The 12,984-nt window shown below is 53.1% G+C and carries 15 protein-coding genes and 1 pseudogene; 3 read left to right on the top strand and 13 right to left on the bottom strand.

Translation table 11 applies throughout. The features are described from left to right. The first annotated feature begins 76 nt into the window (after positions 1 to 76). Positions 77 to 1,150 (top strand): YeeE/YedE family protein, encoded by a 1,074-nt coding sequence (locus tag B9Z46_RS03340; protein ID WP_233245894.1) that lies wholly within the window; start codon positions 77 to 79, stop codon positions 1,148 to 1,150. A 9-nt stretch (positions 1,151 to 1,159) separates the two neighbouring features. On the opposite strand, the gene B9Z46_RS03335 is transcribed toward B9Z46_RS03340, so the two are convergent. The 6 genes from B9Z46_RS03335 to trxC all read right to left on the bottom strand — a co-directional run bounded on the left by B9Z46_RS03335 (position 1,160) and on the right by trxC (position 4,791). Continuing rightward, positions 1,160 to 1,771: a cytochrome c gene (locus tag B9Z46_RS03335; RefSeq protein ID WP_108254516.1), complete on the bottom strand. Its 612-nt coding sequence runs from the start codon at positions 1,769 to 1,771 to the stop codon at positions 1,160 to 1,162. A gap of 9 nt (positions 1,772 to 1,780) precedes the next feature. After that, positions 1,781 to 3,064, bottom strand: coding sequence for an NAD(P)/FAD-dependent oxidoreductase (locus B9Z46_RS03330; protein ID WP_108254515.1), 1,284 nt, complete (start codon positions 3,062 to 3,064; stop codon positions 1,781 to 1,783). A 9-nt stretch (positions 3,065 to 3,073) separates the two neighbouring features. Beyond that, positions 3,074 to 3,385 (bottom strand): class I cytochrome c, encoded by a 312-nt coding sequence (locus B9Z46_RS03325; protein WP_233245893.1) that lies wholly within the window; start codon positions 3,383 to 3,385, stop codon positions 3,074 to 3,076. 43 nt (positions 3,386 to 3,428) lie between these two features. Next, a complete protein-coding gene (locus B9Z46_RS03320; RefSeq protein ID WP_108254514.1) occupies positions 3,429 to 3,854 on the bottom strand; it encodes a DsrE family protein in 426 nt (141 codons plus the stop codon). Positions 3,855 to 3,922: 68 nt separating this feature from the next. Continuing rightward, complete coding sequence (locus B9Z46_RS03315) at positions 3,923 to 4,267, bottom strand: metalloregulator ArsR/SmtB family transcription factor (RefSeq protein ID WP_199220534.1); 345 nt, start codon at positions 4,265 to 4,267, stop codon at positions 3,923 to 3,925. Positions 4,268 to 4,356: 89 nt separating this feature from the next. Next, entirely contained in the window at positions 4,357 to 4,791 is a 435-nt protein-coding gene (gene trxC, locus B9Z46_RS03310) for a thioredoxin TrxC (protein ID WP_055360203.1), read from the bottom strand. Between the two features lie 176 nt (positions 4,792 to 4,967). On the opposite strand from trxC, the gene B9Z46_RS03305 reads away from it, so the two are divergent. After that, positions 4,968 to 5,420 carry an OsmC family protein gene (locus tag B9Z46_RS03305; RefSeq protein WP_108254513.1) on the top strand — a complete coding sequence of 151 codons (453 nt, stop codon included), beginning with the start codon at positions 4,968 to 4,970 and terminating at the stop codon, positions 5,418 to 5,420. A gap of 53 nt (positions 5,421 to 5,473) precedes the next feature. Beyond that, entirely contained in the window at positions 5,474 to 5,683 is a 210-nt protein-coding gene (locus B9Z46_RS03300; protein ID WP_108254512.1) for a DUF2892 domain-containing protein, read from the top strand. A gap of 11 nt (positions 5,684 to 5,694) precedes the next feature. Here B9Z46_RS03300 and B9Z46_RS03295 read toward each other — a convergent pair. From B9Z46_RS03295 to B9Z46_RS03265, 7 genes and pseudogenes are all read right to left on the bottom strand, one after another. Then, positions 5,695 to 6,249 (bottom strand): annotated as a pseudogene (locus tag B9Z46_RS03295) (putative Na+/H+ antiporter); the annotation flags it as partial. Between the two features lie 124 nt (positions 6,250 to 6,373). Beyond that, positions 6,374 to 7,033, bottom strand: coding sequence for an HAD family phosphatase (locus B9Z46_RS03290; protein WP_108254510.1), 660 nt, complete (start codon positions 7,031 to 7,033; stop codon positions 6,374 to 6,376). A 1-nt stretch (position 7,034) separates the two neighbouring features. Then, positions 7,035 to 8,420 carry an aldehyde dehydrogenase family protein gene (locus B9Z46_RS03285; RefSeq protein ID WP_108254509.1) on the bottom strand — a complete coding sequence of 462 codons (1,386 nt, stop codon included), beginning with the start codon at positions 8,418 to 8,420 and terminating at the stop codon, positions 7,035 to 7,037. A gap of 45 nt (positions 8,421 to 8,465) precedes the next feature. After that, entirely contained in the window at positions 8,466 to 9,251 is a 786-nt protein-coding gene (locus tag B9Z46_RS03280; protein WP_108254508.1) for a gamma-glutamyl-gamma-aminobutyrate hydrolase family protein, read from the bottom strand. An 18-nt stretch (positions 9,252 to 9,269) separates the two neighbouring features. Continuing rightward, the gene (locus B9Z46_RS03275) at positions 9,270 to 10,403 is read right to left on the bottom strand and encodes an iron-containing alcohol dehydrogenase (RefSeq protein ID WP_108254507.1); all 1,134 of its coding nucleotides are present in this window, start codon (positions 10,401 to 10,403) and stop codon (positions 9,270 to 9,272) included. Between the two features lie 26 nt (positions 10,404 to 10,429). After that, positions 10,430 to 11,803: a glutamine synthetase family protein gene (locus tag B9Z46_RS03270; RefSeq protein ID WP_108254506.1), complete on the bottom strand. Its 1,374-nt coding sequence runs from the start codon at positions 11,801 to 11,803 to the stop codon at positions 10,430 to 10,432. 36 nt (positions 11,804 to 11,839) lie between these two features. Beyond that, complete coding sequence (locus B9Z46_RS03265; RefSeq protein WP_108254505.1) at positions 11,840 to 12,955, bottom strand: 2-aminoethylphosphonate--pyruvate transaminase; 1,116 nt, start codon at positions 12,953 to 12,955, stop codon at positions 11,840 to 11,842. Between the last annotated feature and the right edge of the window lie 29 nt (positions 12,956 to 12,984).

Genomic DNA, 12,984 nt, shown 5'->3' with positions numbered 1-12,984 from the left:
TGACGCATGTCAATTCAAACTGGCGGCTTGTTGATAGCATCTTGATCAGTCCATGCTGATTTGAAGAGGTTTGCCTGTGAGCTTTGCACTGAATGAAGTGATTGAAATATATGGCGAAGGCAACGTTTTGGCCATCGGCGGCGCCGTCATCGGTGTGCTCTTCGGATTCTTTGCGCAGCGGTCTAAGTTTTGTTTGCGTGCTGCCGTCATTGATTTTTGGCATGGACATTTCAAAGACAAACTCTCCATTTGGTTGTTGGCTTTTTCTGCTGCTGTTATTGCTACACAAGCATTGGTTTTGTGGGCAGGATTGGACAGCAGTGGTGCGCGTCAAATTGCAGCGCGTGGCAGTTTGTCGGGTGCCATTGTGGGTGGCCTGCTGTTTGGTATTGGCATGATCTTGACACGGGGTTGTGCCAGTCGCTTGCTCATTCTGTCTGCCAATGGCAATTTACGCGCCTTACTTTCTGGTTTGATTTTTGCCGTGGTTGCGCAGTCAAGTTTGTCGGGGGCGCTCATGCCCGCCAGGCTTTACATCAGCGAATGGTCAACCTTGGATGGCGGATCAGGCCGTGACCTGTTGGCTATGGCTGGCGTAGGTCATGCGACTGGCTTGGCCATCGGCGTAGTGTGTTTTGTCATGGCCATTTATTTTGTCAGCCGCAGCACAAGCAAGCCTGTGATGCTGTGGGTGGGTGGCATTGGCACAGGTTTGTCAGTGGCTGCTGCATGGGGCTTCACGCAATGGGTGGCTAAAAATTCATTTGAACCGATTCAAATTCAAGGACTGACCTTCAGTGGCCCCTCCGCTGAATGGTTGATGCGGGTGTTGCAATCGCCTGCGCCGAAAATTGGCTTTGAATTTGGCTTGTTGCCGGGTGTTTTCTTAGGTTCTTTTTTGGGTGCCATGGCGGGCAGCGAATTCAAACTGGAAGGCTTCAAAGATGGTTACAGCATGCGTCGCTACATTGCGGGTGCCGTGTTGATGGGATTTGGTTCCATGTTGGCCGGCGGTTGTGCCATTGGGGCTGGCGTAACAGGCGGCGCTATTTTTGCGCTGACCGCATGGGTGACCTTGGTGGGTATGTGGCTGGGTGCTGGCATCACAGATCGGTGGTTGGATTCTCCCGCCAACCACCGGCACCCTTAGGCGATTGGCTTATTTGCCGCTGAGGTACTCCGCAACCGCGGCCATTTCAAGAGGCGTCATTTTGGCCACGATGGCGTGCATCACAGCGTTGTCGTTGTTGCGCTCACGCGTGTTGAATTGCTTCAATTGCGTTTCAATATAAACAGCATATTGACTGGCCAAGCGAGGTAATGTCGCCGTGCCATTGGCTTCTGCGCCGTGACAGCTGGCGCATGCTGGAACACCACTGAACTTGTTGCCATTGTGAAAAACATAGTTGCCAACTGCAGCCAAGCCTGCATCTTTGGGGGCTTCTACGGGCACACTTTGTTTTTCAAAAAACTTGCCAATGGCCAACATTTCATCTGGCGTGAGCTTGGCCACCATGTCGCGCATGGCGGTGCTTTTACGTGCACCGCTTTTAAAGTTAGACAGTTGTTTGGCAATGTATTCAGAGTGTTGTCCAGCCAGCCGAGGGAAGACCTCGCTGGACGAGTCACCCTGTGCACCATGGCACAAAAAGCATGAGCCAGAAATGATTTTTTTGGCGCGTGCTTCGTCAGCTTGTCCCCACGCAATCGAGCAGGAGCCCAACGCCAACCATGCAATGGCCAGCGCTTTTGTCAATGCAGTCTTCTTCATGCTCAATGCTTACGCCAATGTGTCTGCCCAAATGTTGCGTGCCCATGCCATGGCATAGCGGCCTTCCAATTCGTTGGCCGCGCTAGACACGCCACCGGAACCTGGGACTGCCAACATGGTTTTCTTGTCGGCGTCGTAAGCATGCACGCTGGCCACGTGAACCACATCTTCAGAGCTGACAAAGCTGTAGCAGGTGTTGTTGTAGATGGGCATGTTGTTGGGCGTTTTGCCGCTCAACAAGGCAACCACTGCTGCTGCACAAGTTTTGCCGTGCTGATTGGCCATGTGGCCTGATTTGGGCATGGCGGGTGCAATTTGAATAGAGTCGCCCAACACATGAATGTTTTTGGCAGCCTTCGATTCAAAGGTGAGGAAGTCGACTTCGCACCAGCGTTTATTGGCTGTGGCTAAGCCGGATTTGACAGCAATTTCGCCGGCGCGCATGGGCGGAATGACGTTCAATACATTGGCTTTGACGTCGTCGTTGAATTCAAATTTCAAGGTGTTGGTAGCGGCATCCACGTCAACCGCGTTGTGTTTGCTGCGGTACTCCACAATGCCTTTGTAACGTTCAGCCCAAGCTTTTTTGAACAACGGACCTTTGGAGGTGACATCGTCGTTGGCATCCAAAATCAGAACCTTGCTTTTGGGCTTGGCTTTGCTGAAGTACTCTGCCACTTGGCAGGCACGCTCGTAAGGGCCAGGAGGGCAGCGGTAGGGTGCTAAGGGAATGGACAAGGCGTAGACGCCGCCATCGGGCATGGCTTCCAATTGTTTGCGCAATGCCACAGTTTGAGCGCCTGCTTTCCAAGCGTGCAGCACTTTTTCCTGTGCACCCGTTTTGTTCAATCCAGGCAGCGCGTCGAACATGAAGTCAACGCCAGGCGACAGAATCAATCGGTCGTAGGGCACTTCAGTGCCGCCCGCCAATTTGACGATGCGTTTGTCGGGATCGATTTGTGTGACGTAGTCTTTGACCAAATTCACGCCATGGCGTTTGACCAAATTGTCGTAAGACGTGGTGATGTCGGCCATGGTTTTGCTGCCACCAATGACCAAGTTGGAAATAGGGCAGGAGATGAAGCTGGCGTTGGGCTCGATCAAGGTCACTTGAATGCCATAGTCTGACCACATGCGAACATATTTGGCCGCTGTCGCTCCACCGTAGCCACCGCCCACCACCACAACTTTAGGACCGTTTGCACCACCGATGCTGGCGCAGCCAGACATCAGGCCCATCGCACCCAGTGCTGAAGTTGCAGAAGCGGTTTGAATAAATTGACGACGTTTCATGACAACTCCTTATTTTTTCTGTGCAGCAAAGTAACCCGCGATGGCAACAATTTGCGCGTCGCTGTAGCCCTTGGCCAACTGATGCATGATGGTGGCGGGCTTGCGGCCGGCTTTGAAATCCAACATTTTTTTCACGATGTCGTCTTTGTTTGCGCCTGCTAAAGATTCATTGCCCGGCTCAGCACGACCATTGGTGCCGTGGCAATTGGAACAGCTCGCCGCCCAACTGCGAACGGTGAGTGGATCGGGTGTCGCTGTTTGGGCTGATGCGATCGAGGCAGTGCCCATCATGGCCATAAAAAGAAAAGTAAGTTTTTTCATGTTGTTCTCTATTTCAATTGAAGTCGGGTTTGTGTGCGTCGGTTTAGGGGCGTATGTAAACAAACCCCGATCGTGCTTGTAGCAATGCCACCTCTGCCACACCAGAGGGGACGACAGAGGCTTCCATCACCACACGGTCTTTTGGAATTTTTCGGGTGGCTAATGTGTTGTTGCAAACTTTGAACTCAACGCCTTTCGCGGCAAGGTCGCCAATGCTGCCTGCAAAACTTTCGCCAATGGCATTGGTGGCGCCGTCTAACAAAAAGTCAATGCCAGGGCCGTGCGTGACCACCGTAATTTTGGCGGTTGGGTCTGCTGCTAAATGATTGCGGATATTGCCCATGGCTCGATAGGCCTGCGCAACGCCTTCATTGATGTGATAGACCACTTTGACCTGCGCCATGGCAACATTGCAAAAAGCAAAGGACAAAGAAAAGAGCGTTGTTCGGAGAAGAGAAAGTGTATTCATTAGCCGTTCCTTATTTAAGGAGATGTTATCGCTCTCGAAGGGGTCTGGCGCACAGTACTAACCCCACTTCAAACTGACGTGAGACTTTCAGAGGCAATTTGTGTGCAGACGGCACGACACAGGTCGACAAAGCCTGGGTTGGCGATGCTGTAATAAATTTGTACGCCCTCGCGGCGTTTTTGAAGAATGCCGGCTTGGAACAAGGTGCTTAAATGTTGCGACATGTTGGATTGCGTGGTGTCGACTTCTTCCAGCAACTCGCTGACATTTTTTTCACCAGCACACAAGCAACTCATGATTCGCAAACGCATGGGTGCCGACATCACGCGAAAGATTTCAGCGGCACGGTTGAAAGTGGCGTCGTCTTTTTCGAGTTTTTCGAATTGAATGTTTTTGATTTTGCTGGTTCGCATGAACCGGAATATAGCTTGAAAACCATCTCTCTGTAGCCCCTTGCGAGCCAACAAAGGGCTAGGACCAGCGAGAGACGGATAGAGTCAGCTTATTTTCCAATTTCCGTCCGAACCCATTTGGCCAAATCTGCAGCCGATCTAGCCCCAGAAATTCTGGCCACTTCCTTGCCCCCTTTGAAAATTGCCAATGTGGGAATGCTGCGAATGTTGTGTTTGGCCCCCACCTCTTGGTGCGCCTCAGTGTCTACTTTGACGAAACGAGCATGTGGCTCCAGCATGGCGCACGCTTTTTCATATTCGGGTGCCATCATGCGACAAGGGCCACACCAAGGTGCCCAGAAGTCGACGACCACAGGGACTTCGCTTTTTGCAATTTGTGCTTCCAAACCCGTGGCTGTGAGGCTGGAGGGGTGCTTGTCAAAAAGCGGCTTGTGACAACTGCCGCAAGACAACTCGGCTTCCAATTGCGCTGTGGCAACACGGTTGGTGCTGTTGCAGTGGGGGCAAACCAAATGTGTTTTCATGTGAGTTCCTTTCAACGTCGTCTAGGACAAGTAGCGATTGTTTTTTGTATTTCAAGCGCATCATGACCTACGGTATTTGAAATGAATTGATCTAAGTTAAGTCCGAGGCGGATGGAATCCCTCATATTGGCGTTGTGCTTCGTGGACTCACCCGAGAAAATTAGAGGGCTTCAACCATGTCAGAAAAAACCATTACCGTTGAACTTCGTCAACGCTCAAAATACCAATTTGACATTGAATTCAGTGAAGGCATGCCGCAGCTGATGACCGATGAGCCGGCACCCTTGGGTGAAGGCAAGGGGCCAACACCTGTTCATTTACTGGCCGCTGCTGTTGGCAATTGCCTGAGTGATGCTTTGTATTTTGCGCTGGCCAAGTTCAAGCAATCGCCAGAACCCATTCATACGGTGGTGCTTGCAGAGGTGGGGCGCAATGCAGAAGGGCGCATGCGTGTTCTGCGCATCGAGGCCAAATTGCATTTGGGCTTGGAGGCACACCAGCTTGAGTACCTGGATCGGGTCTTGTCGCAATTCGAAGATTTTTGTACTGTGACGCAAAGCGTGGGGCAGGGCATTCCCATTCACACGCGTGTTTTGGATTCGAAGGGTGTCATTTTGAAAGGCCCTTGACGTTTCATTCAATCGGCGCAAAATGAATTCATTCACTTCTAAGGAGAATTGTGATGCTCAAAAATGTCGGCGGAATAGATCGCATCTTGCGAATTGTGGCGGGACTTGCATTGATGGCCTTGGCTGCAACAGGCCAAGTCGGTCCTTGGGGTTGGGTGGGCATTGTGGTGTTGGCCACAGGCTTGTTCAGCTTTTGTGGCGCGTATACCTTGTTTGGATTCAGTACCTGTCCAATGCCCAAAGACCAAGAGCCCTCTACCTGATTCAGTGCTGATCAAAAGGGCAGAAATTTCAAAGCGAAGGCTGCGATCAATGTGGGCAGCAATGCCCCGCCCAATAAGCCTAGCGCACTGATGCTTGCATTTTGAAATCCCTTCTTGAGCAAGGCAGCGCCTGCAGGGTTAGGTGCGTTGGCGATCACCGTGAGGCCACCGCCTGCAACGGCGCCTGCCATGAGGTTGTATTTGGCTTCGTCTGAAAGGCCTTCAATCAAAGAGCCCAAGTAGGTCAGGGCCGCATTGTCTGTGATGGCGGTCAGCCCCAATGCGCTGCCAAACAAAGCGTTGGGCGAAAGTTGGGTGAGCAGCGGCTGCAACCACCACTGTTGCATGCCGCCAATCGAGACGTTCACGAACAACACAACCAGTGTGAAATACTTGAGTCGTTCGGGCACCTTGGTATGAAACCCCAGCGGAGCCAGCATCAGGGCTGCCAGCGTCATGGCTGCAGGCTCTGTGATCAAAGAACCAATCAAAGGCACCATGGCGAGCCCCATCCAGGTGCGAACCAAGCTGGTGGGCAAGCGGACGCTTGATGCCATCGCATGAACCTGCCATTCCCTTTGAACAGCACCCAGTGGAAATCTTATGTCGGTTGAATTCACCGTGTGTTTCAAGGTCTATTGCAAACGGAGTGGGTGAGCAGGTCGCGGTGGGGCGCATCTGCCGTCTAGATTAAAACCATTCAATTTGCGGCCAACCCCGCTTGGCCGCTTCGGCGCGCAGTTTGATGTCGCCTTGCGTCACAGTGGCGTGCGTGACGGCCTCTAGCAAGGGGAGGTCGTTGATGGAGTCGCTGTAGCCCCAAGATTCCAATTGTTCCCATTGCAAGTTTTGCGCATTGCACCAAGCTTTAAGGCGCGTCACTTTGCCCTCGCGCATGTTCAGTACACCTTGCGTTCTTCCCGTGAACAAGCCTTCATGGATCTCGGCCTCTGTGGCGATCAATTCTTGAATACCCAAGAAAGCCGCCGTGAGTTCAGTGATGAAACGGTTGGTGGCTGTGGTCATGACCACGTGGTCGCCATTGATTTGGTGTGATTTGATTTGAGCTTTGCCGCCAGCGCACAACCGCGGTACTACCCACTCACTCAAAAATTCTTGGCGCAGCGGTTCCCAATCTTGTGGTGATTTCAAGGTCAAGGTGCCAATGTAGAACTCACAAAAGGCCTGCACATCAACAGCGCCGGATTTGTAGTCCCGTGCCATGGCCTCGTTCTTGGTCGAGAAGATGGCTTTGTCTAGCAATCCTTTGTCAATGAGAAAGTCACACCACAGCTGATCGCTGTCGCCATCCAGCAGTGTGTGGTCTAGATCAAACAGGGCTAGGCGCATGTCAGTTGCTGCGCAGGTGCCAAGCTTTGGGGCGTGTGAAGGTGGCCAAACCTTCGCGTGACAGGGTGAGGCCAACACCGGAGTGGCCGTAGCCACTCCAAGGCAAGCGAGGGCTGACGCGGTCGCAGCAGTTCCAGTACACCGTGCCTGCGCGAACTTGGGACAGCAGATCGCGTGCGTGTTGTTCGTTGGGCGTGTAAACACCTGCCGTTAAGCCGTATTGAGTGTCGTTCATCAGGCGCACAGCTTCAGCATCGTCACTGACTTTTTGAATGCCGATGATGGGGCCAAAGCTTTCGTCTCGCATCAGAGACATGCTGTGGTTGACGTTGTCAAACACGGTGGCTTCAAACCAATTGCCTTTGCCGCCCATGGGGCCTTTGCTGCGTTGACCGCCCAGCAAACAGCGCGCACCTTTGGCTTTGGCGTCGGCAATTTGATCTTCCAACACTTTGATTTGAGGCGCGCGGGTCAGAGGGCCCAAGTAGGTGTCGGCTGCCAAGGGGTCGCCCATTTTGAACGTGCGAACGGTGTCAACCAAAGCTTGTACAAACTGATCGTGAATGCTGGCGTGCACATAGATGCGCTCGACGGAGCAGCAACTTTGACCTGCGTTGTACATGGCACCATCGGCCAATGATTGTGCAGCTGCTACGGGATCGGCATCGGCGCAGACATAGGTGGGGTCTTTACCGCCCAATTCCAATTGCAATTTGGTCATGCGCGGGCCCATCACGTTGGCAATGTGTTGGCCTGTGGCCAAAGAGCCCGTGAAAAACATACCATCGAGTTGCTGAGCCAGCAAAGAATTACCTGTGTCTGCCGCGCCAATCAGGGTTGCAAACACGTCTGCAGGAATACCTGCTTCGTGGAGCAAACGGCCCATGGCCAGACCACTCATGGCTGCGAATTCGGAGGGCTTGTACAAAATAGCATTGCCCATGAGCAAGCCTGGCACAAACACGTTACCTCCCACAAACCAGGGATAGTTCCACGCAGAAATGTTGCCAATCAAACCGAGCGGAATGTGTTGAATTTGCTCGCACATGCCGTCTTGGTTGAAGACGGTTTCGGTTTTGAGAATGCCCTCAGCTTCAGCCAAAAAGAAATCAACACGGCCTAAGAAACCATTCAGTTCATTGCGTGAATGGCCCAAAGGTTTACCGGTTTCTTGCGTCATGATTTTGGCAAGGTCGTCCAGTTGCGTTTGGACCAATGCACGGAAACGTTGGATGCAGGCCATGCGCTCGGACAAAGGTGTAGCCGCCCAAGCAGCTTGTGCATTGCGCGCTTTTTGCGCTTTCAGGGCCACGGCAGCGCCATCGTCGATGGGCAGTTGGGTGATCAGTTCTTCGGTGGCGGGGTTGATGACGTCAAGCAGTTTCATAGGAGTCCAATGGGTTCAATGTCGGTGTTGATCAATGCGGTTTGCTCAAGCTACAGGCTTGTGGCGCGCTGCATTCAAAAAATCGGTCAGGATAGGGCTGTCGTCCAAGGTCCCCAATGCAGGTTTGTGGAATTCTGGATGCCACTGCACCGCAGCCACATAAGCTTTGCCTTGATGCCGTATGGCTTCTGGAATGCGGTCGTGCGGGCAGTAGGCCTCCACCACAAAGTTGGGTGCCAGATCTTTCACACCTTGGTGGTGAATGCTGTTGACCTTGGCCTTTTGGGTGCCGCCTAGTAGTTTCGATAATTTGCTGTTGGGATCGAAGGCAACTTCGTGCATGTTGAGGTCGTATTGCACGCCGTCGCGGTGCATCAAGGCTTCAGGTCTTTGTGTGGCAATGTCTTGGTACAAGGTGCCACCAAACGTCACGTTGATCATTTGCATGCCACGGCATACACCCAATACAGGTTTGCCTGCGGCGACAAAGGCTTCAATCAATTTCTTTTCATAGGCATCACGCACACGGTCGCCCGTCCAGCGTGGGTCCATCACCTCTTCACCGTAACTGCCTGGCCACACATCGCTGCCGCCCATTAGCACGACGCCATCTAACCAGTCGGCGTAATCGGTAATTTGCGCATCACCCACTTGCGTATCGCCTTCAGGCGAAGGAATCATGACCGCCAGATCACCTTGCGACATGACCCAGTGGGCCACTGATTGTTCAATGTACTGAAGCGTCTTGCCTTTGAAAATAGGACGCTCGTTGTCTGGGTGAAAAAAGCAAGCCGAGATGCCAATTTTGAGACGTTTGGTATTGGAGGACATGAACGCGCAAGCCTTCAATTACATGGCAGCCTTGAACAGCTTCTCAAAATCGGCTGCAGTGCAAGGACGTGGGTTGGTTTGATGGCAGATGTCGGCGGTGGCAATTTCAACCAAGCGCGCCATGTGTTCTGGCTTCACGCCATGAGTGGACAAGCTGCCTGTGATGCCGATGGACGCTTTCAATTCTTTGAGCCATGCCACAAAGGCACTGCCGCCGCCTTTGACATTGCAAACATGCGCCAGTTCGTTGAATTTTTCGGGCACGGCTTCGTAGTTCCAAGCCATGACCACATCGATCATGAGCGCATTGGCCAAGCCGTGGTGCATGTCGACCACCGCACCCAATGCATGTGCGCAAGAGTGCACCGCACCCAAATCTTTTTGGAACGCAATGGCGCCCATCATGGACGACATCAGCATGTCGCTGCGGGCTTTGAGGTTGCTAGGCTCGTGGACCGCAGTGTGCAACGCTGCCGCGCCAATGCGAGTGCCTTCTAAAGCGATGCCATCGCACAAGGGGTGGTAGGCAGGTGACAAGTAGCTTTCGATGTTGTGCGTCAGGGCATCCATGCCGGTGGCTGCGGTAATTTTGCCGGGCAAGCCCACGGTCAATTCTGGATCTGCAAAAACCGTTTGTGCCAACAACTTGGGATGGAAGATCACGCGCTTTTGGTGTGTGTCGTCTTCGCTGACCACGCTAGAGCGACCCACTTCTGAGCCCGTGCCAGAGGTGGTGGGCAAGGCCACAAAGTAAGGCAGGGCACCCGAGATGCTGCGCACCTTGGGATGGTCCCATGCGTATTCCAAGATGGGGCCGTCATGGGTGGCCGACAAGCCCACCACTTTGGCCACATCCAATGAGGCACCGCCACCTAAACCAATCACGCAATCGGCCTTGTGGGCATTGAAAGCCACGCCGCCTGCTGTCACTTGTGAGGCGGTGGGGTTGCCATGCACACCGGCATAAACGGCGACATCTAAGCCAGCCAAGTGGCTGATGAACTCGGCCATGAGGGGCAGGTCTGCCATGGCTTTGTCGGTCACGATGAGAGGGCGCTTATAGCCTAAATCTTGAAGGTGTTTGCCCACCAACTTGCGGGCGCCCACGCCAAAGTGAATGGGGGTGGGGAAGGAGAATTTATCAATGCTCATGAAGGTGTCCAGTTGGATCTGAAAAATTAAATGATTTCGAAATAGCGCTTGAGTTCCCAATCGGTCACGCCATCCAGCCATTGGCGCCACTCCCATTCACGGGTGGCCGCAAAGTGATCCACAAATGTATCGCCTAACCAATCGCGTGCCACTTTGGACTGTTGGAAATTTCGGGTGGTTTCGATCAGTGTGCGAGGCGCACGGGGAATGTTTTCGGCGCCACCGTTGGTGCCATGAATGGCTGGTGCGGTGAGCTTCATGCCTTTTTCTACGCCGTCCAAACCGGCGGCAATGACGGCTGCCATGGCCAGGTAAGGGTTGACGTCGGCACCCGGGCAACGTGTTTCAAGGCGTGTCGATTTGGGCGAGCCAGAAATGACGCGGAAGCTGGCCGTTCGGTTGTCGATGCCCCAAGTGGGTTTCACAGGTGCCCAGAAACCATCCACCAAGCGCTTGTAGCTGTTGATGGTGGGCCAGAACATAGGGGCAAATTCCATCAAGTGCGCAACTTGCCCTGCCAAGTAACTTTCAAACACTTTGCTCATGCCATGACGGCCTTTGGCATCGGCAAACAAATTCTTTTTGCCATCGCTCAGGCTTTGGTGAATGTGGCCGCTGCAGCCCGGAAGTGCGGCGTTCCACTTGGCCATGAAACTGGGCATGATGCCAAAGCGGGCGCCAATTTCTTTGGTGCCTGTTTTGAACAAGATGGCTCGGTCGGCTTGTGTCAGCGCATCGCTGAAGGCAATGGCGGCTTCGTAAACACCTGGGCCTGTTTCGGTGTGCAAGCCTTCAATGGGCACGCCAAATTGAAGCATTTCATCTTGAATGGCGTTGAAAAACTCGCGGTTTTGGTTCATGCGCAGCAAAGAGTAACCAAACATGCCGGGCGTTAAAGGTGTGGGGTCGACCCCTTTTTTGTGTTGCCATGAATGCGAGTCTTCTAAGAAGTTAAACCATTCAAACTCCATGCCGCACATGGGGTTGACGCCCAGTTTTTCGGCGCGCTTCAATACCTTCTTCAAAGTTTGGCGAGGGCACAAGGGATGGGGCGTGCCATCGCTGTTCACAAACTCGCCAATGAAGAAGGGCACGTTGTTGTCCCAGGGGACATTGCGCGCCGTGTTCAAGTCCAGGCGCGCCAGTGCATCTGGGAAGCCATGTTGCCAGCCCGTGACGGAGGTGTTGTCGTAGCACTGATCGGACGAGTCCCAACCAAACACCACGTCACAAAAGCCAAAGCCACCCGCAGGGTAGGGTTCTGCTGCGCCTTTGAATTTGTCGATGTGCAAGTACTTGCCACGCAAAATGCCGTCGATGTCACTCACAGCCACTTTGACTTTTTGAGCACCGCTTTTTTCAACCGCTTTGAGTGCGGGGTGTACTTTGGAGGTGGCCATGGTTTGTCCTTTACAAATTCAATGCGATAACAAGCATCAAGCGGGTGCGCCGCTGGCAATGCCCAATTCTTTCAATGTGAGTGCCACGGCATGCACGGCTTGTTGCATTTCAATGGGGCCAATGGCGCCAATGCAACCCACACGGAATGTTTCAATTTCAGTCAGCTTGCCAGGGTACAAAATGAAGCCATGCTTTTTGGCAGCTTCGTAGAATTTTCTGAATTCGTAGTTGGCATGCGCGGGTGCATGGAAGGTGACAATGATGGGTGCTTGCACAGAAGGGTCAAGATAAGGTTTGAAGCCCAGTGCCGCCATGCCTTCGATCAAGGTTTGGTAATTGCGCTGATAGCGTTTCAGGCGGGCAGGTTGGCCGCCTTCGTCTTCAAACTGCTGAATGGCTTCAGCCAAAGCGACCATCACATGGGTGGGGGGAGTAAAGCGCCACTGGCCTGTTTTTTCCATGTAAACGTATTGGTCGTGCAAGTCCATGGCCAGCGAGGTGTTGTTGCCTGCACAGCTGTCCAGAATGGCTTTTCGAATGAACACAAAGCCCATGCCAGGAACGCCTTCAAGGCATTTGCCGCTGGCTGCAATGAGGGCATCGAAGCGGGTGCTGCGGGCATCAATTTCAATGGCAGCAAACGAGCTCATGGCATCGACAATCAAGCCTTTGTTGTGCTTTTCGCAAACCTTGGCCACATCGTGCAGAGGGTTTAAAACTCCTGCGCCCGTTTCACAGTGAATTAAGACCACGTGCGTGATGCTGGGATCTTTGACGAGCAAAGCTTCAAGTTCAATGGGCGATACAGCTTTGTCTTCGGGTGTGGGTACCAATGTGGTTTTGCGCCCCATCATGGTGGAAATTTTGGCCGCACGTTTGCAATAGGCGCCGTTGTCCAACACCAAAATATGACCGCTGGGTGGGACCACTGTGGCCACTGCAGCTTCAACGCTGAAAGTGCCGCTGCCTTGTAAGGGCACCACCACATGGGTCTCTTGACCCTGAATTACATTCAGCAAACTCTTGCGCACTCGTGCTGTCACGGCAATGAAGTCGCTGTCCCAAGAGCCCCAATCTCGCAGCATGGCCAATTTAGTTCGCAAGGTGGTGGTGAGGGGGCCGGGGGTGAGGAGAATGGCTTCGCGTTGCATGATGGAAATGTCTCTGTCGTTAAATGGGT

It is taken from the genome of Limnohabitans sp. Hippo4 (assembly GCF_003063605.1).
In the GTDB taxonomy this organism is placed as follows: Bacteria; Pseudomonadota; Gammaproteobacteria; order Burkholderiales; family Burkholderiaceae_C; genus Limnohabitans_A.
Note: the sequence above shows the minus strand (reverse complement) of the source record. Positions and strands in the feature narration are given on the sequence as shown.